This window comes from Kribbella sp. NBC_00359 (assembly GCF_036097425.1).
Taxonomy (GTDB): Bacteria; Actinomycetota; Actinomycetes; order Propionibacteriales; family Kribbellaceae; genus Kribbella.
In genome coordinates, this window is the sequence record NZ_CP107975.1 from 1,369,424 (window position 1) to 1,393,444 (window position 24,021).

Annotated in this window: 25 protein-coding genes; 14 read left to right on the top strand and 11 right to left on the bottom strand. The window is 68.9% G+C overall.

All coding sequences use genetic code 11. From position 1 onward, the window contains the following. Position 1: 1 nt before the first annotated feature. The 6 genes from OG876_RS06585 to OG876_RS06610 all read right to left on the bottom strand — a co-directional run bounded on the left by OG876_RS06585 (position 2) and on the right by OG876_RS06610 (position 6,039). The gene (locus OG876_RS06585) at positions 2-403 is read right to left on the bottom strand and encodes a hypothetical protein (protein WP_328523875.1); all 402 of its coding nucleotides are present in this window, start codon (positions 401-403) and stop codon (positions 2-4) included. Between the two features lie 142 nt (positions 404-545). Then, positions 546-1,895 (bottom strand): N-acetylglucosamine/diacetylchitobiose ABC transporter substrate-binding protein, encoded by a 1,350-nt coding sequence (ngcE, locus tag OG876_RS06590; RefSeq protein ID WP_328523876.1) that lies wholly within the window; start codon positions 1,893-1,895, stop codon positions 546-548. A gap of 22 nt (positions 1,896-1,917) precedes the next feature. Next, positions 1,918-2,808 carry a carbohydrate ABC transporter permease gene (locus OG876_RS06595; protein ID WP_328523877.1) on the bottom strand — a complete coding sequence of 297 codons (891 nt, stop codon included), beginning with the start codon at positions 2,806-2,808 and terminating at the stop codon, positions 1,918-1,920. Beyond that, on the bottom strand, positions 2,805-3,803 hold the full coding sequence (locus tag OG876_RS06600; RefSeq protein WP_328523878.1) for a carbohydrate ABC transporter permease: 999 nt from the start codon (positions 3,801-3,803) through the stop codon (positions 2,805-2,807). Before OG876_RS06600 ends, OG876_RS06595 begins: the two co-directional genes overlap by 4 nt. A 2-nt stretch (positions 3,804-3,805) precedes the next feature. Then, a complete protein-coding gene (ngcE, locus tag OG876_RS06605; RefSeq protein WP_328523879.1) occupies positions 3,806-5,224 on the bottom strand; it encodes an N-acetylglucosamine/diacetylchitobiose ABC transporter substrate-binding protein in 1,419 nt (472 codons plus the stop codon). Between the two features lie 23 nt (positions 5,225-5,247). Then, positions 5,248-6,039, bottom strand: coding sequence for an SIS domain-containing protein (locus tag OG876_RS06610; protein ID WP_328523880.1), 792 nt, complete (start codon positions 6,037-6,039; stop codon positions 5,248-5,250). A gap of 257 nt (positions 6,040-6,296) precedes the next feature. Between OG876_RS06610 and OG876_RS06615 the strand changes: the two genes are divergently transcribed. Further along, on the top strand, positions 6,297-7,286 hold the full coding sequence (locus OG876_RS06615) for an N-acetylglucosamine kinase (protein WP_328523881.1): 990 nt from the start codon (positions 6,297-6,299) through the stop codon (positions 7,284-7,286). Here the strand turns inward: OG876_RS06615 and OG876_RS06620 are convergent. Then, positions 7,283-7,666, bottom strand: coding sequence for a YciI family protein (locus OG876_RS06620; protein ID WP_328523882.1), 384 nt, complete (start codon positions 7,664-7,666; stop codon positions 7,283-7,285). The genes OG876_RS06615 and OG876_RS06620 overlap by 4 nt on opposite strands. 167 nt (positions 7,667-7,833) lie before the next feature. Here OG876_RS06620 and OG876_RS06625 point away from each other — a divergent pair, with 167 nt between their 5' ends. Genes OG876_RS06625 through OG876_RS06635 form a run of 3 tightly spaced genes read left to right on the top strand, consistent with a single transcriptional unit; the run spans position 7,834 to position 10,598 of the window. After that, a complete protein-coding gene (locus OG876_RS06625; protein ID WP_328523883.1) occupies positions 7,834-8,676 on the top strand; it encodes an alpha/beta fold hydrolase in 843 nt (280 codons plus the stop codon). A gap of 51 nt (positions 8,677-8,727) precedes the next feature. Continuing rightward, positions 8,728-9,321 (top strand): ArsR/SmtB family transcription factor, encoded by a 594-nt coding sequence (locus tag OG876_RS06630; protein ID WP_328523884.1) that lies wholly within the window; start codon positions 8,728-8,730, stop codon positions 9,319-9,321. Beyond that, positions 9,321-10,598: an MFS transporter gene (locus tag OG876_RS06635; RefSeq protein WP_328523885.1), complete on the top strand. Its 1,278-nt coding sequence runs from the start codon at positions 9,321-9,323 to the stop codon at positions 10,596-10,598. Before OG876_RS06630 ends, OG876_RS06635 begins: the two co-directional genes overlap by 1 nt. Here OG876_RS06635 and OG876_RS06640 read toward each other — a convergent pair. Beyond that, complete coding sequence (locus tag OG876_RS06640) at positions 10,540-11,868, bottom strand: hemolysin family protein (RefSeq protein WP_328523886.1); 1,329 nt, start codon at positions 11,866-11,868, stop codon at positions 10,540-10,542. The genes OG876_RS06635 and OG876_RS06640 overlap by 59 nt on opposite strands. Positions 11,869-12,035: 167 nt before the next feature. On the opposite strand from OG876_RS06640, the gene galT reads away from it, so the two are divergent. Together galT and galK are read left to right on the top strand one after the other, a co-directional pair. Next, entirely contained in the window at positions 12,036-13,082 is a 1,047-nt protein-coding gene (galT, locus tag OG876_RS06645) for a galactose-1-phosphate uridylyltransferase (protein ID WP_328523887.1), read from the top strand. Beyond that, a complete protein-coding gene (gene galK / locus OG876_RS06650) occupies positions 13,079-14,206 on the top strand; it encodes a galactokinase (RefSeq protein WP_328523888.1) in 1,128 nt (375 codons plus the stop codon). Before galT ends, galK begins: the two co-directional genes overlap by 4 nt. Here galK and OG876_RS06655 read toward each other — a convergent pair. Next, positions 14,203-15,015, bottom strand: coding sequence for a DeoR/GlpR family DNA-binding transcription regulator (locus OG876_RS06655; RefSeq protein WP_328523889.1), 813 nt, complete (start codon positions 15,013-15,015; stop codon positions 14,203-14,205). The two genes, galK and OG876_RS06655, sit on opposite strands and share 4 nt — an antisense overlap. A gap of 79 nt (positions 15,016-15,094) precedes the next feature. Here OG876_RS06655 and OG876_RS06660 point away from each other — a divergent pair, with 79 nt between their 5' ends. Further along, positions 15,095-16,255, top strand: coding sequence for a GNAT family N-acetyltransferase (locus OG876_RS06660; RefSeq protein WP_328523890.1), 1,161 nt, complete (start codon positions 15,095-15,097; stop codon positions 16,253-16,255). 237 nt (positions 16,256-16,492) lie between these two features. After that, the gene (locus OG876_RS06665) at positions 16,493-17,155 is read left to right on the top strand and encodes a GNAT family N-acetyltransferase (RefSeq protein WP_328523891.1); all 663 of its coding nucleotides are present in this window, start codon (positions 16,493-16,495) and stop codon (positions 17,153-17,155) included. A 216-nt stretch (positions 17,156-17,371) separates the two neighbouring features. Here OG876_RS06665 and OG876_RS06670 read toward each other — a convergent pair whose 3' ends face one another. Next, positions 17,372-17,665 (bottom strand): hypothetical protein, encoded by a 294-nt coding sequence (locus tag OG876_RS06670; RefSeq protein WP_328523892.1) that lies wholly within the window; start codon positions 17,663-17,665, stop codon positions 17,372-17,374. Positions 17,666-17,678: 13 nt separating this feature from the next. Here OG876_RS06670 and OG876_RS06675 point away from each other — a divergent pair, with 13 nt between their 5' ends. The 4 genes from OG876_RS06675 (at position 17,679) to OG876_RS06690 (ending at position 21,648) form a co-directional block, all read left to right on the top strand. Continuing rightward, positions 17,679-18,053, top strand: a complete 375-nt coding sequence (locus OG876_RS06675; protein WP_328523893.1) for a CAP domain-containing protein — start codon at positions 17,679-17,681, stop codon at positions 18,051-18,053. Positions 18,054-18,248: 195 nt separating this feature from the next. Continuing rightward, positions 18,249-19,205, top strand: a complete 957-nt coding sequence (locus OG876_RS06680; RefSeq protein ID WP_328523894.1) for a CAP domain-containing protein — start codon at positions 18,249-18,251, stop codon at positions 19,203-19,205. Positions 19,206-19,422: 217 nt separating this feature from the next. Further along, positions 19,423-21,312: a hypothetical protein gene (locus OG876_RS06685; RefSeq protein WP_328523895.1), complete on the top strand. Its 1,890-nt coding sequence runs from the start codon at positions 19,423-19,425 to the stop codon at positions 21,310-21,312. A gap of 75 nt (positions 21,313-21,387) precedes the next feature. Then, positions 21,388-21,648, top strand: coding sequence for a hypothetical protein (locus OG876_RS06690; protein ID WP_328523896.1), 261 nt, complete (start codon positions 21,388-21,390; stop codon positions 21,646-21,648). Here the strand turns inward: OG876_RS06690 and OG876_RS06695 are convergent. Beyond that, positions 21,643-22,584: a GlxA family transcriptional regulator gene (locus tag OG876_RS06695; protein WP_328523897.1), complete on the bottom strand. Its 942-nt coding sequence runs from the start codon at positions 22,582-22,584 to the stop codon at positions 21,643-21,645. The genes OG876_RS06690 and OG876_RS06695 overlap by 6 nt on opposite strands. An 82-nt stretch (positions 22,585-22,666) precedes the next feature. Here OG876_RS06695 and OG876_RS06700 point away from each other — a divergent pair, with 82 nt between their 5' ends. Together OG876_RS06700 and OG876_RS06705 are read left to right on the top strand one after the other, a co-directional pair. Continuing rightward, positions 22,667-23,428 carry an MBL fold metallo-hydrolase gene (locus OG876_RS06700; RefSeq protein WP_328523898.1) on the top strand — a complete coding sequence of 254 codons (762 nt, stop codon included), beginning with the start codon at positions 22,667-22,669 and terminating at the stop codon, positions 23,426-23,428. A gap of 111 nt (positions 23,429-23,539) precedes the next feature. Further along, entirely contained in the window at positions 23,540-24,010 is a 471-nt protein-coding gene (locus OG876_RS06705; protein ID WP_328523899.1) for a lamin tail domain-containing protein, read from the top strand. Positions 24,011-24,021: the final 11 nt, after the last annotated feature.

Below are 24,021 nucleotides of genomic sequence, written 5' to 3' on the forward strand. Positions count from 1 at the left end.
GTCACCAGGACCAGCCGCGGGACGCCAGCTCCTGTTCCTCGAGCCAGCGTTTCGCTTCGCCGCGCTTCAGGTCGGCCTCCTCGGAGACGCCGGCCATCCGGCAGGCCTCGTCGAGGAGGTCGTCGTACGCGGCCTCGAGAGCCATCAGCTTGTGAGCTTTCGCGTACATCCGGGTGGCCTCGACCCGGCGGATCTCCCCGGCGAGATGACCGAGCCTGGTCTGCAGACGCAGGGTTTCGAACGGATCGGGCTCAGGGACGGGCCGAGGGCGGATCCGCGCCGCGAGACCGTCCACCGACCGCCGCAGACGGCGGCGCCAGCGCGAGGGCGGCGGCTGCGGCAGCAGGAGGTTGAGCAGCACGCAGAGCCCGAGGAACACGAGCAACACCACTACCCACGCCATCGATTTCACCTACCCTCTTCGAGAGTAGTTCGACTCGCCGCCGACGGCGAGATCTTTTGCCTGGTCAGAGGCAGGTTTGCGGGGTTCCGTCGCTCGCCGTGTCGGAGCCCTACGGGCTCGTAGTCAGAGGGCCCTGAGCCCTTCAGTCCCGGCGGTACTTGGTGACACTTTTGTCGTGTTTGGTCCGGTCGGCGGCGGACTGGATGCGGGCGGTCCACTCGGACAGTTGCAGGCCGCCGGCGAGGAACTGGCCGGTGGCCTGGGCGGCGGTTTCGGCGAAGGCCGGGTACCAGGTGTCGAAGTACCAGGTGATGACCTGGTCGCCGGCCGCGCTGAGCAGGTCGCGGGCCGAGCGGAGCGCCGTACCGATCTCCAGGCCGTCGGCCGCGCCGCGGACGATCGTGAGCTGGTTGGACTCCGAGGTGACCTGGGCCGCGACGTCCTTCGAGAGCGTGGCCCGCAGGTACTCCAGGCCGCCGGCCTTGTTCTTCGCCTGCTCCGGCACCAGGTACGGCGCGGTCGCCGCGACGTGGAGACCCCGGCCCAGCGCCGCCGACCCGTCCAGGGCTGGTACGGCGATCAGGGTCAGCCCGAAGTTCTGCGGGATCAGCGCCTTCATCTCGTTCTCGAGCCAGTTACCGCACGGCAGCAGACCGGCCTTCGAGGCGAGGAAGCGCTTCTGTGAGCCGATGTGGTCGAAATCGGCGCTGCCCGGCGCGATCAGCCCGCGTTTCACGAGCTCGCCGACCGCGGTGATCGCGCGGGTGAGACTCTCGTCCCTCCAGGCGCCGTCGTCGAGGTTGTCGATCCGCTTCACCACGTCATGGCCACCGGCCTTGGCGGCGAGGGTGAGCACCATTTCGAGTACGTAGTACGGATGCGCGCCCGCGTAGACGAACGGGCCGAGGCCGGCCGCCTTCATCTCGGTGCCGAGGGCAAGCAATTCCGGCCAGGTTCGCGGCACGTCCCAGCCGTTGCGTTGGAACAGACTGGCCGAGTACCACACGCCGTACACGGTGGCGACGTAGTTGACGGTCCGCTGGGTCCCGTCGTACTGCCCGGCGGCCAGCATCCCCGGGAGCAGGCTGTCCTCGACCGTCGCGTTCGCGTTGTCCCAGGCCGGTGCGTTGAGCAACGATCGCAGATCCGCCAGCTGGTTCTCCTTCACCAGCCGGCCGAGCTCCAGCGCCTGGTCCCCGGTGCTCAGCACCACATCCGGCGGATTCCCCGCCGCGAACCGCGGCAACAGCGCATTCGCGAGCTGCGCGTTCACCGTCGGCGACACCGTAGTGCTCGCGTACTTCTTCCGGTACGCCGCGGCCGCGAACCCGCCGTACTCCTCGCCGATCGCGACGTCGACGGGCGCGGATCCGTCGACCATGAACGGGTTGCCGGGCGACACGGCCGGGCGGGTGCTCGCCGTACCCGACGAGCACCCGCTCAGGACCGCTCCGGCCAGCGCGCTCTGCAACAACGTCCGCCGTGTCAGCACCACGGCAGGCTATTACGTCCGGTTACTTCACGCCTCCGGCGGTGACGGAGACCTGCAGTTGACGCTGGAAGATGATGTAGACCACCAGAACCGGCGCCACAGTGATCACCACGGCCGCGAACAGGGCGCCGAAGTCCACCGCATAACCGGCCTGCGATGCGAACGAGGCCATGCCCTGCGAGAGCACGTAGTTTTTCGAGTCGGTGTTCAGGGCGACGGGGAGCAGGAACTGGTTCCACAACCCCAGGAAGTTGAAGATGGCGACCGACGCCATCCCTGGCCGCGCCATCGGCAGCATCACCGAGAAGAACGAGCGCCACTCACCTGCCCCGTCGATCTGCGCCGCCTCGTAGACCTCGCCCGGCAGCGCCTTGAAGAAGCTGTGCAGGAAGAAGACGGTGAACGGCAGGGCGAACGCGACGTAGGTGATGATCAACCCGGGCAGGGTGTTGAGCAGCGCGAGGTTCTTCAGCACGAAGAACAGCGGCACGATCGCCAGGAAGACCGGGAACGTCAGCCCGGCCAGCATGGAGTAGTAGATCAGCCGGTTGCCGCGGAACGAGAACCTGGCCAGCACGTACGCGCACATCGCACCCAGGATCATCACCAGCACCAGCGCGGAGCCGACGACGACCACCGTGTTCGCGAAGTAGCGACCGATGCCGGCCGTCGTCCAGGCGCTGGCGTAGTTGCTGAATTGCAGTTTGCCCGGCAGCGACAGTGGGTTGCCCAGGATCTCCTGCGTCGTCTTGAACGAGGACAGCAGCGTCCACAGCAGCGGCAGGATCACCAACAGGGACCACAGGATCAGCGCGATGTGGGCGGTCGTGGCAACGCGCCTGCCCTCTGGTGCCTGCTTGTCGGGCGCGCGGGACCCGGCGACGAATTCGGCCCGGTCGGCGGTGGTTGTCATCGGCGTACCTTCACCTTCCGCTCACGTCCGCCGGTCAGGGCGTTCACCACGAAGACCACGAGCGCGAACAGCAGCGTCACCGTGGCCAGGACCACGCCCATCGCCGTCGAGTAGCCGAACTGCCCCTTGGTGAAGGCCGTGGTGAACAGTTGCTGGGGCATGACCAGCGTCGAGTTCTGCGGGCCGCCGCCGGGGTTCAGCGCCTGCATGTAGACGAAGGCGTCGAGGGCGGCGATGCCGAGATAGATGTACGCCGTCTGCACGTTGTCCCGGATCAGCGGCACCGTCAGGAACACTGCGGTACGGAACCGGCCGGCGCCGTCGATCCGGGCCGCCTCGAACACCTCGGGGTCGATGCCCCGGATGGCCGCGATGAACAGCACCATGTAGAAGCCGACGAAGCCCCAGATCATCACGAACATCGACACCGGCATCGCGGTCCGCGCGTCACCGAGCCACGCGTAGTTCTCGAACTGGTGCAGCCCGATCTTCGACAGCACCGCGTCCAGCAAGCCCGAGCCCGGCGTGAACACCTGGGCCCAGATCAGGCCGATCACGATCGCGGGGATCACGTACGGGAAGAACGAGACGATCCGGTAGAAGCCGGAGTTGCGCAGTCCGCGGACGGTCCCGGTGCCCGAGCCGCCGATCGTCACCAGCGTGGCCAGGGTCAGCGCCAGCACGATCGTCACCAACGGCACGACGATCGCGAGCTCGACGTTGTTGCGCACGGCCTTCAGGAAGATGTCGTCGTGAAACAGCTTGACGTAGTTGTCGAAGCCGACGAAGTTCATCCCCGAGCTGAACCCGGACCAGTCGGTCAGCGAGTAGTACAGCGCCTGCACGAACGGAGAGATCACGAAGATCACGAAGATCGCCAGCGGCAGGCCGAGGAACACGACCATGAAGCTGACCCGGTCGAAGGTCAGCGGCCGGCGGCGCCGCCGGGCGGCGGACCGCTGGGGTCCGCCGCCCGGCACGACATCTGGCGTCATGGTCACTTGGTGACCGGGATCTTCTTGACGGAGCTGTCGTTCCGCACCTTGTCCGTGATCTGCTGCAGGCCCTTCGTCAGGCCCGCTGCGTCGATCTGGCCGGACAGGAACGAGTTCCAGACCACGAGCTGGTCGGTGTTCATGCCGTACAGGCCGAAGACCTGGTAGTCGAAGACGTTCGTGCCGGCGGCGTCCAGCATCGCGGTCTGCGACTGCAGCGCGGTCGAACCGAAACCGTCCGCGGGCACCAGGCCCTTGACGATCGTCGGCGCCAGCCGGGTCTTGGCGAAGTTGGTCGCCGCCTCCTTGGACAGCATGGCCCGCAGCAGCTCCTTGCCGCCGGCAACGTTCTTGCCCTTGGACGGGACGATGAACGGCTCACCGGCCGCGCTGCGCAGCGACTCGTATGGCAGCTTCGGGCTCTCGGTGAGCGTCGGCTCCGGGACGCCCTTCATGTCGAAGCCCGACTTGGTGGCCTTCTTCATCTCGTTCTCGATCCACGAGCCTGAGGGGTAGAGGATGGCCTGCTGGTCGTTGCTCCACTTCGCCTGCGCGGCGGTGAACTGGGTACCGGCGCCACCGGGGACGAAGTACCCGTTCTTGACCATGGTCTCCAGGGCCTTGAAGATGCCCTGGAACTGCGGCATCGACCAGCAGTTCTCCTTCAGGTTCTCCAGCGCCAGCCGGACCTCGTCGCCGCCCTCCTTGATCGCGCCGTCGACGGCCATCGTGTGGTAGTAGGTCGCGGCTTCCTTGCCCCAGACGAACAGGTACTTGCCCTTCGCCTTGGCCTTGGCGCCGAGGTCGAGGAGCGCGTCGTACGTCTTCGGCGGCTCCCAGCCGTTCTCCTTGAACAGGCTGTCGGAGTACCAGATGCCGTACAGGGTGAGGACGTAGTTCATCGCGACGAACTTGCCGTCGAACGTGCCGGGGTTCTTGGCGCCCGGGTACAGGGTGTCGGCGATCTTCGTGCCCTCGTAGTTGTTGGCCTCGAAGACGTCGTCCAGCGTCGCCAGCTGGTCCAGGATCGTGTTGAAGCCGATCTGGTTCGCGCCGGAGTTGTCGATCAGGTCCGGCGGGTTGCCGCCGACGAAGCGCGGCTGCAACTGCTGGGCGATCTGGGTGGACGGCGCGACCTTGAACGTCGAGCCCGCGAACTTCTTCTGCGCGATGTCGGCCGCGAACTGCACGTAGTCGTACCCGTAACCGCCGTTGAAGATGACCGCGTCGACGGTCGCCTTGTCGGCCATGCCGAACGGGTTGTCCGCGGTCTTGTCGGCGCCGCCACCGCTGGAACCGCTGTCGTCGCCGCCGGTGCTGGCACAGGCGGCCAGCAGCGTGCTGCCGCCGGTCGCCAGCAAGGTGCCGACCGCTGCGCGCTGCAGGAACAGGCGCCGCGACAGGTTGTTGGGAGTGGTCATTGTCCTGCCTTCCAAGGAGTGTTTCACGCAGTACGCCGGATGCGACCGGCATACCGTGCTTCAAGGGCGTGGTTGTGTTCGTCGCCACCGGGGATGTTCGCGGACAGGTAGACCGGCGGCGCCTCGCCGGCGTCGGTCATCCGGCGCAGTACCTCGGCGACCAGCATCTGGGCGATCAGCGCGGCGGTGATGGACGACACGCCGCAGACCTTGCCACCGCCGTCGGGCAGGTCGAGCACGGAGTCGCCGTACGGCGCGTGGTTGTCCAGCACGACGTCGGCGAAGTCGATCAGCTTCTTGCCGGACGGGTGGCGCGAGTCCATCCCGCCGGTGTGCTGCAGCGACGTGATCGCGATCAGCGGGTGGCCCTTCTCCTTCACCACCGACGCCAGCTCGACGATCGAACCGTTCACGCCGGAGTTGGAGGCGATCACGAACAGATCGCCCGGCCGAGCCGCGGACAGCTCATAAAGCTTGCGGGAGTACGACGGGTCACGCTCGAGCTCGGCGCTGCGGAGCAACTCGGGGGGCTCGCCGCCGAGCAGGACCAGGTCGCGCAGCGCGATCCGGTTGGTCGCGATCAGGCCGCCGGCGCGACCGGCGATCTCCATCGCCAGCGCCTCGGAGTGGCCGGAACCGAACGCCTGGATGACGCCGTCGGCGCGCAGTGCGGTGGTCATCAGGTCCGCGGCCTGCTGGATCGGTCCGTCGATCTGCTCGGTGACCGCGGCCAGGATCGGCGTCAATGTGTGCACATAAGCCTGCGCGCTCACACCACCGGGCTCTCCCGGTCCCCCGTGCTTACTGCTGGCCATCAGCGGCCCCACCCCTCGATTAATCTGTTCGCTACGACACTCCTGGTGCCGACAAGTGCGCAAGTTTGCGGTTTGCTGGACAGAACTTTTCTTACCTGGCAGCTAAAGTCAAGGCTCATCTCACCCTTCTCGCCGGATCGGAACCGTTGCGTGACCTTGTTCTCTTGTGCTTGCTAAGAGGCTCTTTTGAGCAGTTTGGAGCATTGCGTATGTCCGTCGAACGCCCGCTGCCGGAACCTGCCGACCCAGTGGTCTTGATGCCAGCTACCGCACTGGTGCTGGGCGGCGACCTCGGCGGCACCTCCACCCGGATCGTGATCGCGGACCCTGACGGCAACGTAGTCGGCCGAGGTGCCGCCGCAGGCGGAAACCCGACCAGTCATCCCGCAAGTGCGGCGGCCAACTTCGGTCAGGCGCTTCACGCGGCACTGGCCGGACTGGACCCGACCGCGGTCAAAGCAGCGGTGGTCGGTGTCGCCGGCGGCTCGGCGCTGGCGCGGCCCGACGTGGCAGCACAGTTCGACGCCGCCTGGTCCGGCGTAGGTCTGACCGTCAAGCCCGACTTCATCGGCGATCTCGAGGTGGCCTTCGCCTCCGGTACGGCGGAACCGGACGGGACCGTGCTGATCGCGGGGACCGGGAGCAACGCCGGTCTGATGCGCAACCACCAGCTGGTGCGGACCGCCGACGGGCACGGCTGGCTGCTCGGTGACGACGGGTCCGGATTCTGGCTCGGCCGGGAGGCAGTGCGCAGTGTGCTGCTCGCACTGGATCTGGGCGAACCACTCGGCCTGCTCGGGCAGTCCGTCGTACAGGCGATCCTGCCGGATCGGGATGAGCACGCGATCGCGCTGCGCGAGGGATACGACGTACTGCGTGACGATTTGATCCGCACAGTGAACAGCCGGCCACCGGTCCTGCTCGCAGAGTTGGCACGGACCGTGGTGGCGGCGTACGAGCAGGACGACGAGACGGCACGCGCTCTGGTGAAACGCGCAGCCGAACTGCTCACAGCGACAGTCGGCCGGCTCAGGACAACGTCGGACAAAGGTCCGATGGTGCTCGCGGGCAGTGTCGCGGGCGAAGCCTCACCGGTCGGCCGGCTGATCCGGGAGGCCATCCATCAGCACTTCTCCGGTGAGGTCCTGACCGCCAGGGACGGGGTCGGTGGCGCCACCTGGCTGGCCCTCGGCGCCCTCGACCCCGCCCTCGCGACCGGGCCCAACCACACCCGGCTGGTCAGTTAGTCGAAGACCGAGGCCGGGCGGACCTCCACCGCGACGAACTGAGCCTCCGGGATGGTCGCTGCGATCTCCTCGGCCCGCTCAGGGGTGGCGACATCGATGAGGAAGACGCCGGCGAGTTGCTCCTTGGCCTCGGAGTACGGGCCGTCGGTGGTCGCCCGGACGCCCTTGCGAACCCGGACGACCCGAGTGCTCGACGGCGGCTCGAGCGGCACGGCCGTGACCAGCTCACCGGAGGTGTCCAACTCGTCGAGAAGGCTGTTGAGCTGAGCCTCCAGGGCATCGCGGGCCTTCTTCGGCAGCGCCCGGCCCTCGTCGGTGTACAGGAACGACGGGTGTCCCCAGGTGATCGGGTTGCTGTGGATGAGCAGCAGGTACTTCATGACTGGTTCCTTTCGGAGTCTGAGTGGATCTTCGCAGCAGAGGTCGGAGGCGGCCGGCAGGACTCGACATTTCACCTCCGGCCAAAACTTCGCCCGGAATGTCGACTCCGTCCGCGGGCCTCCGACGTACCGCTCGCCAAGACCCCGACGAACCTAAGGTGAGCGATATGGACGAGACGGACCTCCAGTTGGCGGACGGCCGGACCCTGCACGTGTACGACAGCGCGCCCGGCGACACCGCCCGGCTGACGGTGGTCTGGCACCACGGCACGCCGAACCTGGGCGTCCCGCCGGAGCCGCTGTTCGAAGCCGGCGACTGGCTGGGCATCCGCTGGGTCTCGTTCGACCGGCCCGGATACGGCGGTTCGACGCCGGCACCCGGACGCACGATGGCCTCGGTCGCGGCCGATCTGACCACAGTCGTGGACGCACTCGACGTCGGCACCTTCGCGCTGATGGGCTACTCGGGCGGCGGCTCGTACGCCCTCGGCTCGGCCGCGGTCCTCGGCGAGCGGATCGAGGCCGTCACCACCTTCGCGGCCATCGCGCCGTACGACGCCGAAGGTCTCGACTGGTACGACGGGATGATCCCGTCCGGACTGGCGTCACTCCGGGCCGCGGCCGCGGGGCGTTCGGCGAAGGAGCGCTACGAGACGTCGGGAGTGGAGTACGACCCCGAGTTCACCGAGGCGGACCTGGCCATGTTCGACGGGCCGTGGGGCTGGCTGGGGTCGGTCGCGGGTGAGAAGTCGATGCCGAACGGTCCGGACGGGCTGATCGACGACGACTGTTCTTATGTAGTGCCCTGGGGCTGCGACCCGGCCACGATCACCGCTCCGACCCTCCTCGTCCACGGCACCGACGACGGCATCATCCCCAGCTCCCACGGCCGCTGGCTGGCCGATCACCTGCGGACCGCCGGCCTCGACCTCCGTCCCGGCCTCGGCCACATCTCCGTCCTGGCCCACGCCGAGGACGCCCTCGAGTGGATCCGCGAACAGACCGGCTGACATTCCAAGCAACGGCTTGACATCTGATTCATCGCGGCGCATATTCCAAGCATGTCTTTGGAGAAGGATCCGCGGCGGACGCGGTTGCTGGCCGATCCGCTGGCTATTCGGGCGATGGCCCATCCGGTCCGGCTGGACCTGCAGTCGCTGCTCGGGCGGGAAGGACCGATGACCGCGGCCGACGCGGCCCGGCGGCTCGGCATCAGCCAGGCGCTCGCTTCGCATCACCTGCGGCAGCTGGCGAAGTACGACTTCGTCGAACCGGCGCCGGGCAAGGACAACCGGGAGCGGCCGTGGCGGCTGGTGTCGACCTCGCAGTCGTGGCGCGACGCCGCCACGACTCCCGAGGGTGCGGCGGCAGCCGACGTCCTCGAGCAACTGCTGGCAGAGCGGGCGTTGGAGCGCCTCAGCCAATGGCAGCAGGAACGCACGACCGAGGACGCGGTCTGGCGGGACAACTCGGGCATCGGGCAGAGCGGGTTCTACCTGACCGCCGAGGAACTGTCCGAGCTCGTCACCCAGATCGACGCCTTGCTGCAGCGGTACGTCGACGAGCGGCCGATCGACGACAAGTCCACCCGCCCGCCGGGCAGCCGCCATGTCTCGATCACGCAGATCGTCACCATCACACCTGAGGAGCAGTGATGAAGGACTTGTGGGGCGTCCTCGCACGGCAGCGCGACTACCGGCTGATGCTGAGCGCCGGGCTGATCTCGCTGATCGGCGACTGGCTGCTGCGGACCGGGCTCGCGTTCCAGGTGTACGTGCTGACCGGATCCACGCTGGCGTCCGGCGGGCTGCTGCTGGCATCGTTCGTGCCGCCGGTCGTGCTCGGTTCGCTGGCCGGGGTCTTCGTCGATCGCTGGGACCGGCGGACGACAATGATCGTGACGAACGTGCTCAACGCGCTGGTGCTGCTGCCGTTGCTCGCCGTCCGCGACGAGAGCGCGATCTGGATCGTGTACGGCGTCGTCCTCGCGCAGAGCTGTTTGCAGCAGTTCTTCAGCCCGGCCGAGCAGTCGTTGGTACCGGTGCTGGTCGACTCCGAGCAACTGGTGACGGCCAACGCCTTGAACGGGCAGATCCGCGACATCGCCCGGTTGGTCGGCGCCGCCCTCGGCGGTGTGCTCGCGGCGCTCGGTGGTCTCACCCTGCTCGCGTTGGCCGATGCGGGCACCTTCTTGATTGCCGTCGTACTGATCGCCGGCATGCGGCACCGCCGCGGCTCGACACCCCAGCACGACGAAGCGACCGCGGCCGAGGAGGCCGGCGGGGCGATCCGCCGCCTGCGGGCCGAGTGGACCGAAGGTCTGCGGCTGTGCGTCGCGGGCCAGGCGATGCGGCTGTTGTTCGTCTTCTGCCTCGTCACCGGTGTCGGCGAAGGGATCATGAGCACGCTGTTCGCACCCTTCGTCAGCTCCGAGCTGGGTGGTGACGGTACGGCGTACGGCCTGATCGTCTCGTCGCAGGCGATCGGCGGCATCGTCGGCGGCCTGGTCGCCGCGGCGATCGGGTCACGGTTGCCTGCAGCAACAATGTGGGGTGTCGGCGCGTTCTTCTTCGGCCTGGTCGACCTGACGCTGTTCTGCTACCCGCTGATCTCGGACAGCCTGATCCCGGCCTTCGTCTGCATGATCGTCGTCGGACTGCCTGGAGCCTTCACGGTCGCCGGCATGATGACGGTGTTCCAGAACCTCACCCAGGACGGCACCCGCGGCCGCATCTTCGGCGCGATCACCGCCACCGAGTCCGTGGCCGTCCTGGTCGGCATCACCTCGGCCGGCTTCCTCGGCGACGCCGTCGGCATCATCCCCGTCCTGGTCTTCCAGGGCCTCGGCTACGTCGTCGGCGGCCTGGTCATCCTCAGTCGGCGGCAGGTGCTGGCTCCTCGACCGGAACCGGCTCCTCCCCTGACGGTTTGATGCGATGGATCCGGACCCGGGCGACCCGGCGGCCGTCCATCTCGATGACGGTGAGCGTGTGACCGTCGACCCGGGCCTCGTCACCGGTCGACGGCACCTTGCCGAGCTGGGCGGCGAGGAAGCCGCCGACGGTTTCGTAGGGGCCGTCAGGCAGCTCGACGCCGGTCTCGTCGGCGAAGTCGTCGAGGTTGAGCAGACCGTCGACTTCGATGTCGCCGCTGCGCAACCGGGTGGTCTCGCCGGACTCCTCGTCGTACTCGTCCTTGATGTCGCCGATCAGTTCCTCGACCAGGTCCTCCAGCGTGACGATGCCCGCCGTACCGCCGTACTCGTCCAGGACGATGGCCAGGTGGGTCGACACCCGGCGCATCTCGGTCAGCGTGGGCAGCAGCTTCGCGGTGTCCGGCAGCATCAGCACCTCGCGGGCCAGGTCGCCGACCCGGACCGAGCGGGACGCGACCGCCGGGTCGAACAGGTCCCGGACGTGCACGAAGCCGACGATGTCGTCGGCCGAGCCGTTCATCACCGGGTACCGCGAGTGCGGCCGCTCGGCGGCGAACTTGACCGCCTTGTACGCCGGCATCTCCGCGTCGACGAAGTCCACCTCGGTGCGCGGCAGCATCAGCTCGCGGAGCTGCCGCCCGCCGGCCTCGAACACGTCGTCGACGATCCGGCGCTCCTCCTCGCCGAGCGACTCGTGCGCGGAGACCAGGTCGCGCAGCTCCTCGTCGGACATCACCTCGCGGTTCGCGTTCGGGTCGCCGCCGAGGGCGCGGACCACCAGGTCGGTCGACCTGGACAGCAGCCAGATGACCGGGCGGGCCCCGGACGCGATCTTGTCGACCAGCGGCGCCAGGCCGAGCGCGAACGTCTCGGCCCGCTGCAGCGCGAGCCGCTTGGCCGCGAGCTCGCCGATCACGATCGAGACGTAGGAGATGCAGATCGTGATCAGCACGAGGGCGACCGTGTTGGCCACCGACTCGGGCAGGCCCAGCTTCTGCAGGTGCGGGGACAGGCCGTCGGCGAGCGTCGCGCCACCGAAGGCGGCGGACAGGAAGCCCATCAGGGTCACGCCGATCTGGACGGCGGACAGGAACCGGTTCGGGTTGGCGGCCACCTTGGCCACGATCTCGCCGCGCCGGCCGCGGTGCGACAGCGACTTGAGCTGGCTCTCGCGCAGCGAGACCAGCGCCATCTCGGCCGCGGCGAAGACCCCGCCGATCAGCACGAAGACCAGGATCAGGACGATGTTGAGCAGGGTTTCGTTCATGGTTCGGAGTTCCTAACGCCCTCTCGTCGTACGTCGAGAGGGCGTGCGTTGGGCGTAGTCGTCCATCCAGTAAGCCTAGCGGTGGCCCGTATCATGCTGCATGTTCGAGTTTGTTGGTTTACGATGATTCCTGGCCGTCCATGTCGTACGGCCGGGAGGGTCAAACGATGAAGACACCGCGCGGGGTACGCCGGACCGACACCAGACTGTCCGACGGACGCGAGCTGATCTACTACGACCCGGCCGACGCGCCGGCCCGGGTGCCGCTCGATGACACCCGCGGACTGCCCGCCCCGCAACCACAGGTCGAGCTGCGGACCGATCCGCTGACCGGTGATGTGATCACCTACGCGACCCACCGCAACACCCGAACCTACCTGCCGCCGGCCGACCAGTGCCCGCTGTGCGCGAGCAAGCCGGGCAACCCGACCGAGATCCCGGACCACGACTACAACGTCGCCGTGTTCGAGAACCGGTTCCCCTCCTTCGCCGGCCCGGGCCGAACCGAGGTGGTCTGCTTCACCAGCGACCACAACCAGTCGTTCACGCACCTGTCCCAGGGCCAGGCCCGGCTGGTGGTCGACACCTGGGCCGACCGGACCGCCGAGCTGGGCGCCCGCGACGACGTCGAGCTGGTCTTCCCGTTCGAGAACCGCGGCCGTGAGATCGGCGTGACGCTCAGCCACCCGCACGGCCAGATCTACGCCTTCCCGTTCCTGCCGCCGCGGATGCGCACCCTGATGGCGCGGGCCCGGCAGCACCAGGAAGTTGCCGGCAGCAACCTGTTCACCGACGTCCTGGCCGCCGAGCGGAAGGAGGGCAGCCGGGTGATCGCCGCGAACGGCAACTGGACCGCGTTCGTGCCCGAGGCCGCCCGCTGGCCGGTCGAGGTGCACCTCTACCCGCACCGCCAGGTCTTCGGCATCGACGAGTTGTCGGTCGGCGAGCGCGACGACTTCGCCGAGCTGTACCTCGACGTACTCCAACGACTCGACGGCCTGTACGGCGATCCGCTGCCCTACATCGCGGCCTGGCACCAGGCCCCGGTCCGGATCGACCGCGAGCTCGGCTACCTCCATCTCGAGGTGTTGTCGATCCGCCGGGCCGCGGACAAGATCAAGTACCTGGCCGGCTCGGAGTCCGGGATGGGCGCGTTCATCAGCGACACCCGGCCCGAGGACGTGGCCGAGACCCTGCGGAAGGTGGGTTCGTGAGTTTCCAGGACGTTTTCGGTACGGCGCCGGACGGCAGTTGGAGCGCTCCCGGCCGGGTCAACCTGATCGGCGAGCACACCGACTACAACGACGGCCTGGTCTTGCCGATCGCCCTGCCGAACCGGATCGTGGTGACCGCCTCGCAGCGCGACGACGGCCGGATCGCGGTCGCGTCCAGCGGGCACAAGGGAATCACCGAGTTCGCCATCGACGAACTGACTCCGGGCTCCGTCAGTGACTGGGCGGCGTACCCGGCCGGTGCGGCCTGGATACTGCGCGAGTCCGGCTACGCGATCGGAGGCGCCAACCTGCTGGTCGACTCCGACCTGCCGTCCGGCGCCGGCCTCTCGTCGTCCGCGGCACTCCTCTGCGCGACCTCCGTCGCCCTGCTCGGCCTGCGTGGCATCGAGGTCGACCCCGCCGAGGTCGCGCGGCTCGCCCAGCGCGCCGAGAACCAGTACGTCGGCGCCCCGGTCGGCCTGATGGACCAGATGGCGTCGATGTGCTGCACCGCCGGTCATGCCCTGTACTTCGATATCCGCGCGATGTCCACCGACCAGATCCCGTTCGACCCGGCGGCCGACGACCTCGCGCTGCTGGTGGTCGACGTGAAGGCGCCCCACCGGCACGTCGACGGCGAGTACGCCGCCCGCCGGAAGAGCTGTGAGCAGGCCGCGGCCGAGCTCGGCGTACCGGCCCTGCGGTCGATCGCGTACGACGACCTCGACGACGCACTCGCCCGGTTGAGCGACGACGTCGTACGGCGAAGGGTGCGGCACGTGGTCACCGAGATCCGCCGGGTCGAGGACGCGGTGGCGTTGATGCGGGCCGGTCGGCTGCAGGAGGTCGGGCCGTTGTTCACCGCGTCGCACGCGTCGTTGCGGGACGACTTCGAGATCACCGTGCCCGAGCTGGACGTCGCGGTCGACACCGCGCTCGAGGCCGGTGCGCTCGGCGCCCGGATGACCGGCGGCGGCTTCGGCGGCTGCATCATCGCGCTGGTCGCGGCGGACGCGGCCGAGTCCGTCCTCGCGGCGATCGAGAAAGCCTTTGCGGAGCACGGTTTCACCCCACCCAGCGCCCTCGCGGCAACCCCTTCAGCCGGCGCGTCCCGCCTCACCTAGGTGGCGATGACGAGCTCGCATCCCGTGTCCCGCATGGCTTTGCGGGCGGCGGTGGACAGGCCGTTGTCGGTGACGATGACGTCGAGGTCGGCCCAGGTGGCGAACGTGCTCAACCCGACCGTTCCCCACTTGGTGTGGTCCGCGACCACGACCACCTCGCGGCTCGCGGCGATGAAGGACCGGTTGGTCTCGGCTTCCATCAGGTTAGGCGTACTCAGTCCGTGCTCGGCGTCGACGCCGTGCGCGCCGAGGAACAACAGATCCAGATGCAGCGAGGCCAGCGCGGCGGTGGCGATCGGGCCGACCAACGCGTCCGAAGGAGTGCGGATGCCGCCGATCAGGACCACCGTGCGATCCGAGCGGCTGTTGCCGTGGAACACATCCGCGATCCGCGCCGAGTTCGTGACAACTGTCAAGTTCTCCACCCGCAGCAACTGACGAGCCAGCGCGTACGTCGTCGTACCGGCACCGATCCCGATCGCACTGTCCGGCTGGACCCGGCCGGCCGCCTCGGCCGCGATCGCCTGCTTGGCCGCGGACTCCTGCGTCAGCTTGGCGTCGAACCCGGGCTCGTGCGCACTGCGCAGCCCGACCGACGTGGCGCCGCCGTGCACCTTGTGCAGCAGCCCGCTGGAGTCGAGCGCGTCCAGGTCGCGCCGGATCGTCATGTCCGACACCCCGAACCGATCGACCAGCTCGGCGACCGTGATCGCGCCGCGACTGTTGACCTCGGCAACGATCGTGGCCTGCCGCTGGGCGGCCAGCTGCCCACCCCGGCCCCGCGACGGCTCCGTTCCGGCTGCGTTCACGTCCACAGCCTAGTGTCGAAACCGGCCGCTGTCAGGGAAATGACGTTGCCTCGCCGGTGGCACCGCGTCACCCTGAAGCATGCGATTTCCCGAGGACGTTCCGGTCCTGACCGACGGGGTGGTGACCCTGCGTGCGCACACGAACGACGACATCGAGTGCGTCTACGACATGTGCCAGGACCCGGAGATGCAGCGCTGGACCACCATCCCGGTGCCCTACGACCGCCAGAACGCGGTGAACTTCGTGACCGAGATCGTGCCGATGGGCTGGCGGGACGGTGGCTCCTGGGCCTGGGCGATCGAGTACGACGGTCGCTTCAGCGGCACCGTCGACCTGCACGACGGGCAGGGCGGGGTCGGTGAGATCGGGTTCTCGGTCGCGCCCTGGGCCCGGGGCGCCGGGGTGATGACGCGGGCGGTCAAGCTGGTCGTGCGGCACGCGTTCGACGTCTTCGGCTGGGACCGGGTGATCTGGCGGGCGTTCACCGGCAACTACGCGTCGCGCCGGGTCGCGTGGAAATGCGGGTTCCGCGGCGTGGTCGTCGTACCGGGTGGTGGGCTGGCGCGAGACGTCCGGCGGGACGAGTGGATCGCCACGATCGGCCGCGACGACGAGCTCGAGCCGCAGGGCAACTGGTGGTCGGTGCCGGAGCTCGAGGGCGGCGGGATCCGGTTGCGTGCGTTCCGGCCGGCGGACGCACCGCGGATCACGGAGGCGTGCAACGACGAGCGGACGCAGTACTGGCTGGCCGGCATGCCGTCGCCGTACCAGCTGAGCGACGCCGAAGGGTTCATGCGGAGCCGTCTGGACAACCTCGCAGCCGGCGAAGGAGTGTCGTGGGCTATTACCTACGCACCCACCCCACCGCCCCGGTCAGGCGCCGATGCGGCCTCGGATCAGCTGCTCGGGTGCGTGAGTGTCTTCGATCTGAACAACCGGATCGACAAGACGATGGGCGAGATCGGCTACTGGCTGCACCCCGATGCGCGCGGCCGCAAGGTGATGTCGACCGCGGTCGGGCTGGTGATCGAGCACGCGTTCCGGCCGGTCGCCGACGGCGGTCTGGGCCGGCGCCGGCTGGTGCTGTTCGCTGCCGAGGGCAACACCGCGTCGGCGCATGTTGCCGAGGTCAACGGCTTCACCGCGGTGAGCACCGAGCGACAGGCCTCGCCACGGCGCGACGGCGAGTTCCTGGACATGCTCGGCTTCGACCTGCTCGCCACCGACCCGCGGCCCTGACCGCACGTCCCCCTTTCAGGGGTCGACCCCCGACCTGGTGGGTTGGCCCCCGAAAATACGGGTCCGCAACCCACCGCTTGAGGGGTTGACCCCTGAAAGTGGTTTGGCGGGGCCTGGGGGTTGCGGCGGACGGGAGCGGTCGTGGTGACCCCTTGGAAGCGACGGAATACGGCCAGTTGGTGACAGACGACACAAGTTCCCCTCGCCGTGGCGCGATCCGGCTGCTTGAATCGACGGGTGAGAGATCGTGAGGAGCTCGTCCGCCGCTGGCAGGCCGGGTGGTCGGTTTCGAGGGGCTGGACCACCGTGGAGGACGACAACGACGGCATTCTGACCGTCCGTGCGGGTGAGGAGAACCGCCCGACGGAGTACGTCGTTCTGGATGCCGATGACAAACCCGAACGAGTCGAGCGTGCCGCCGAGCTGGCGCAGGCCGGCGGCGGCGGTCGCGGGGCCGGCTGGATCACGCTGGCCACCGACGACAAGGAAGCCCGGATCGAGCAGCTCGAGGATCTCGGTCTCGAGGTCCAGCAGGACCAGGACTGGCTGATGACGATCCAGCTGTCGGAGCAGCCGGCCCTGAAACTGCATGAGCGCTATGCCCTGCACACCGAGCTCGAGTCCGACCTGATCATCACCCGCGCGACGTTGCACGGCGGTGTCGTGTCGAGCGGACGGATGGCCGTGGTCGGCGAGGACGCCGTCGCGGACCGGATCGAGACCGACCCGGCGCACCGGCGGCGCGGTCTCGGTAGTGCCGTGATGGCCTCGCTGGTCGAGACGGCCGCGGCCCAGGGCGCCAAGCGCGGCATCCTGATCGCGTCGATCGACGGCCTGCGGCTGTATCGCAGCCTGGGCTGGAAGGTCGTCGCGGACATCGTCATCGCGCGCTCACGCTGACACGCAGGCGTTTCAAACGGCTGAGATAGTCAAAGGTTCGTGAAGTGCGGCCCGGCCCGGGAGTGCGCAAGCGCCGACCTGGGCAAGGCTGCTCACCATGACGAACCACAAGCGGTCACTTGGTAGTGGGGTGGCCGGACCTCTCATCGCTTCGCTGTCGGCCTTGGTCCTGTCGGCGGGCATCGGATGGTTCGTCCTGCGTGACACCGGCGGGCGTCAGGTCACCAGCCAGGCGAGCCCGGTGACGTCGGTCACCTCGGCATCCGACGACGCCCCGCTGTCGACCCCGGTGACCCCGATCCGTCCGACCACTCCGTCGTCCACACCTCGCCGTACGACGCCGACGCCGACACCCACCCGGTCGAAGACGAAGAGCCCGACGCCGACACCGACCCGATCGAGTACGGCGCCGAGCCGGGGCGGCACACGGACCCCGAAGCCGTCGCCGAAGCCGAGCCACACCGCCACCCCGCCACCGAAGCCGAGCAACCCTTCCGGTGGGTCGGGCACCGCCGAGGCGCAGGTGCTTGACCTGACCAACCAAGAGCGCGCCAAGTCCGGTTGTGGGCCGCTGCGGATGAACAGCGCACTGACGAAGGCGGCCGAGGCACACGCGGCCGACATGGTCGACGAGCACTTCTTCGCGCACGACAGCCTGGACGGCCGCAGCCCGTTCGACCGGATGAAGGCGGCCGGATTCAAGGGCGGCGCGATGGCCGAGAACATTGCCGTCGGCTACTCCAGTGCCGCGGCGGTCGTGAAGGGCTGGATGAACAGCCCGGGCCACCGCCAGAACATCCTCAACTGCACCTACACGATGATCGGCATCGGCTACGACAGCGGCCAGGTGAAGCCCGAGTGGGGCAACGGCAGTTGGGTGCAGGACTTCGGCGGCTGACCGCCGTACCAGCAGTGTTCGTCAATCGTTGGCGGAAAACCTTCGGGGAACGTTAAGAGCCGTCGTGTACCTGTAACAGTGACCTTACCCATCGGTTAAGGTCGCTGTTCGGTGACCAGGGGGGACCTGGCAGCAACCACGGGGAACGACGAAGAAGCGCTCGGTACGACGAAAACGAAGAGGATTCGCCCACCCATGACGGATTCGCCTACCCCCCGGCGACACCGCGGCAGCCGACGCGCTCCCCGACGCAGTCGTGGCCTGATCGGCCCGACCGTCAGCGCGCTGTCCGTGCTGCTCGCCATCGGCCCGGTGGTCTGGCTGATGTCTCGCGACCACTCGACCGTGGACGACGCGGCCAAGGTGCTGAACGTCTCCGAGGACACACGCAACGACTCCGCCCCGTCTGAGGTCGACGGCACCACGACCTCCGCCGTACCCGGTGCCACTGTGACGAAGACTTTGCCGAACGGCGTGGTCACTTCCATCGTCGGTACGCCGGCCCTCGGGTCGGCGGCGTCCACGTCCACATCGGGCACCCCGGCCACCAGCGGCACCCCGCGCAACACCCCCACGAGTGTCGTCACCACCCCGGTCCCGACCGGCGGCGTGCCGACCGTGACGCCGACGGCGCAGCGGACCCCGAACAGCACCAGGACGAAGCCGAAGCCGTCGCGCAGTACGCCGACGACGACGCGGACCACCGAGCCGACGCCGAGGGACACCACGCAGCCGCCGACCAGTGGTGGCGGCACCAGCGCGCAGGAGCGCCAGGTGCTCGACTACACGAACCAGATCCGTGAGCAGCAGGGCTGCGGCCCGCTCCGGCTGGACAGCGCGCTGGTCAAGGCGGCCGGGAAGCAGGCGTCGGACATGGTCCGTCGCCACTACATGGACCACACGAACCCCGACGGGCAGGATCCGGGCGACCGGATGGCGGCCGCCGGGTACCGCGGTTCCAGCTGGGGCGAGAACATCGCCGCCGGGTACGACACCGCACAGAAGGTCGTCGCGGCCTGGATGCAGAGCGACGGCCACCGCAAGAACATCCTGAACTGCCGGTTCACCTCGATCGGCATCGGCTACGACCCCGGCCAGGTCAAGCCGGACTGGGGACCGGGCAGCTGGGTCCAGGACTTCGGGCGCAGTTGAGTGGATGCGCCCGATGAGCCTTCGAGATTGTCATTGTGCCGAACACACCGAGTGTGGCGGAGATGTTGTCTCACGGCCACAATGTCCGGCCGGTTCATGGTCGGTCACTGCGGGTAGATCCGTCCTTGTCATGTCGCCGGACCGTCCTGGGGGGCTCCGGTGAGACGAATGACGAGGCACGTCTTGGGGGCGAGACAGTGAAGGGAACAACGAAATAATGTCCGACTCCGGCAGCAGCCGGTACAAGCCACGCAGGAAGGCGACCCGCGCCGCCTCGCGCTCGTCGCGGTCCGGCAACCGGTCCACCCCTGCGGCGGAAACCCCGCCACCGGCCCCGCCCGAACCACCCAGGTACGCACCTCGCGGCAGTGACGAGTCCCCGTTCTGGGCGACCGCACAGTCCGCGGGCGCCGCCAACGAGTCCCCGTTCTGGGCCGACGCCCAGTCCCGCCCGGCCACACCGCAGTACGCGCCGCGACCGTCCATCCCCAGCTACACCCCACCGGACGCGGACTCCGGCCTGGGCGCCCGCTCCCGCCCCGCCGGCGGCAGCCCCTCCTGGGTCGCTCAATCCATCGCCGGCACCGAGCCCAAGCAGGCCCCCCGCCCGGGCCGCCGAGCCGCCGGCCGCCGAAGCCGGGGATCAGCCGACGCGGACGCCCCAGCAGGCCTCGGCGAAACCGCCGGCACCTGGTCCTCGCGCCGCGCCGGTACGCCCGACCCGCAGAGCTCCGGCCTCGGCGACGCACGAACCGCAGGCCTCGGCGACACCGCCGGCACCTGGTCCTCTCGCCGCGCCAGTACGCCGGAGACCGCCGGCCTGGGCGACACGGCTGGGACGTGGTCGTCGCGTCGTGCTGATAACGCGGCTGACGGTCGGAGCTCGCGACTCGGTGGTGTGAGCGACGACTGGGCCTCGCTTGACAGCCCGACTGCTGGTGCTGCGTCTGCCCTAGCCGCTGCGGGCACGGCCGACGCGTCCGGCCTCGACAGTAGGTCGGCCTCGACAGGCGACGGCCGGACCTCGGGTTCCTCGGGTGATGCTTGGTCCGCTGGGCTCGGCACCGCTGCCGGCACCGGGATCGCCGGTGCTGAGTCGGCGACCGCGGCGGCCTCGACCGGCGGCCGGACGGCTGCTGGTCTGACGACTGGTTCGGCTGCAGGTTCGACGGGCGGCTCTGGTAGTCGCGCGGGTGGTCGTGGTGGGTCCGGCGGCGGTTCTGGTTCCGGCGGGCGTGGGCCTTCCGGGCCCGGGCGCGGTGGATCGCGCGCGGCCGCGAGGTCGGCGGCGGCCGGGAAGTCGGCGCGGACCCGCCGGACGGTGATCGCGATGGCGTCCGTGGTACTGGTCATCACGCCGATCTCGTGGATCCTCCTGCACCAGCCGCAGAACGACCCGGCCGACGCCTCGGTCCCGATCGTCACGCGCACCGACGACACCTACATCACGCCGACCACCAAGCCCGTGGTCGCTCCCCCGACCACCCACCCCAGCACCCCACCCACGGCGACCCCGACAGCGACGCCAACCCCAACCCCGACGGACTCGGCCACCCCCACCGAAACCCCGTCCACCGCCGGCCCGACGGACGACCCGACCGCAACCCCCACCGGGGGCCGCAAAACCACAGAACCAACCACAGGCCCAACCTCCCCGGACCGCACGGTCAGCACCAAGCGGCCGACCACCCCGCCAACCACCACCGCCCCACCGCCGCCGCCTGTCGCGGACGGCGGGATGAACCCCGATGAGCTGCAGCTGTTCAACCTGATCGACAACGCCCGCGTGAACAACGGTTGCGCACGTCTCGAGCAGGACCCCGGTCTGACAAACGGTGCGCGCGCCGACGCCGGCAACCGTGCCGAGTCCGGGTCGACCAACAGCTTCAGCGGGTCGGTGTCGACAGCGGGCGGCGACAACTGGAGCGCTCAGCAGGCCTTCAACCAGATGATGACCCAGAGCAGGAGCACGGTGCTGAACTGCGGCCTCACGACCTTGGGAGTGGGCAGAGACACCGCGAAGTACTGCAAGGGTGGTCTCAACCTGCTCGGCATCTGCCTAGGCTCCAAGCCGACGCGCGTCGCCTGGGTGGCTGACTTCTCGTAAGACCGGCGGACTTTCGCGCAGGGTTGGTGCGACCATGGGGGGACAGCTCATGGTCCACCTACCTGCGGAGGCTGGATGTTCGGGGAACGTGATGATCTGGATCCGGCTCTCCCCGCGCACTTCGGGATTCCGCCGGACGCGTTGGCGGACGAGCGGCCGGATCCGCGCCCGGAGGAGGCCCGCAAGATGGGCTTGAGCCGGCACACCGAGGAAGGCGCCGTCCTGTACTTCGCGTCCTCGCTCGACCGCGACAAGCCCCGGCACCGGATGATCGCCTGGATCCTCCTGATCACCTTCGCGGCCCCGGCCGTCTACATGCTGCTCCTGCTGCTATAGCGCGCCGAACTCCTGCCGGTGCCGCTGCGGCGTCGTGCCCAGCAGCGCGTGGAAGTGGTGCCGCAGCGCCGCGCTGCTGCCGAACCCGCTCTCGCCGGCGACCCGCTCGACCGGATGGTCGGTCGTCTCCAGCAACAACCGGGCCCGGTCCAGCCGCTGGCGCAGCAACCACGCCTGCCCGGAGATCCCGGTCCGCGCGCGAAACTGCCGAGTGAACGTACGCCGCGACAACGCGACCGCAGTCGCCCATTCGTCCAGTGTCACGGGCTGATCGAGCCGCGCGCGAGCCCACACCATCGCCTTCTCGATCACGTCGTCGCTGGGATCGGGCGGCACCGGAACCGGGATGTACTGCGCCTGCGAACCACTGCGATGCGGCGCGACCACGATGTCCCGGGCCAACCGCTCGGCCACCTCGACCCCGTGGTGCGTCCGGACGAGGTGCAGACAGCAGTCGAGCGACGCCGCCGTACCCGCGGACGTGATGAGGTCACCCAGATCCGACCACAGCACGTCGGCCCGGACCGTGAGCTCCGGATGCCGTGCTTGCAACTCGTCCGCCCACCGCCAATGCGTCACCACCTCCCGCCCGTCCGCGATCCCACTCGCCGCGACCAGGAACGCCCCAATACACAGACCGACCACAGTCGCTCCCCGCGCGTGCGCCCGGCGGATCGCGTCGATCAGTACGGCGGACGGCTCGCGACCGGGATGCCAACTCGGCAGCACCACCACATCCGCCTCGTCCATCACGTCGAGCCCGCGATCGACGGTGACCCCGAAGCCGGCGTTCGTCCGCAGCGATCCCGGCTCCTCGGCACAGACGAGTACGTCGTACTGACTCGGCGGACCGTGGCGATCGCCGAGGACCAAGCAGGGCACGGACAGGTGGAACGGACTGATCCCGTCGTACGCGAGGACGGCGACTGTGCGCATGGGACCAGTATGGCCCGATCTTCAGGAACTGTGGCTCGCGGGCCAATGGTGGATCGGCGCGCCGGAACCGAGGATCGTGGACATGAAGATCACGCACATCGGCGGCCCGACCGCCGTCATCAGCCTCGGTGGGCTGACGTTCCTGACCGACCCCGCCTTCGACGAACCCCGGGACTACCAGCTGCCCGGCCGGGTGATGACCAAGCTGACCGGCCCGGCGATCCCGGCCGCGGAGCTCGGTCCGGTCGACGTCGTCCTGCTCTCGCACGACCAGCACAAGGACAACCTCGACGACGCGGGCCGCGCCCTGCTCCCGTCGGTCCCGACGGTGCTGTCGACCCCAGGGGCGGCCACCCGGATTCCCGGCGTACGAGCGTTGGAGAACTGGGAGTCCATCGACCTGCCGCGTCCGGATGGCGGCGTCGTCACGGTGACCGGCGTACCCGCGCTGCACGGACCGGAGGGTGCCGAGGCGGTACTCGGTGTCGTGACCGGATTCGTGTTGAGCGGCGAGGACCTGCCGACCGTGTACGTGTCCGGCGACAACGCGTCGATCGGCCTGGTCAAGGAGATCGCCGATCGCTACGCGCCGATCGACGTGGCGGTCCTCTTCGCCGGTGGCGCCCGGACCACGCTGCTCGACGGCGCGGCGCTCACGCTGACCTCGGAGTCCGCGGTCGAGGCCGCACGCCTCCTCGGCTCCGCGACCATCGTCCCCGTCCACACCGAGGGCTGGGCCCACTTCACCGAGGGCCCGGACCAGTTCCTCAAAGCCTTCCACGAAGCCGGCCTGACCGCCCGCGTCGCACTACTCGACCACGGGGTCGCGACAACGGTTGGTTGAGCCCTTGACGAGCACGCAGCGTGACGACTACCGTGCGACGGCCGGGGGGAACCGGCAGCCATGTTGATCGGGCCCGGGGGGAATTCGGGCCCACTGCCCAGGGGGAATCTTTTGTTCGCACGACGCTTCAGCCTGCTCGTTTCCGGCTTCGCCGCTGCCGCGGTGACCGTCGCCGCGGCGGTGGTCGCACCGTTGTCCGCGTCGGCGGCGATCACGGTCGTGCTGAGCGGGATCCAGTACGACCCGCCCGGTCCGGACTACCGCACCAACGCGCAGCTGAACCAGGAGTTCTTCACGATTCGCAACATCAGCAGCAGGCCCATCAACCTGTCCGGGTTCCGTGTGCTGGACGTCGCGAACCACGTCTTCGTCTTCCCGCGCGGCTACGTTCTGGCCGGCCGGACGACGGCGATCGTCCGCACCGGCAAGAACCGCAACCGCGCGCAGACTCTGTACTGGAACCAGGGCAACTACATCTGGAACAACACCGGCGACACCGCCCGGTTCCAGACGCCGGCCGGCAAGACGTTCGACACCTGCACCTATAAGGCTGTCACCGGCCGCGCCCGCGTCGCCTGCTGAGCTCAAGTCCG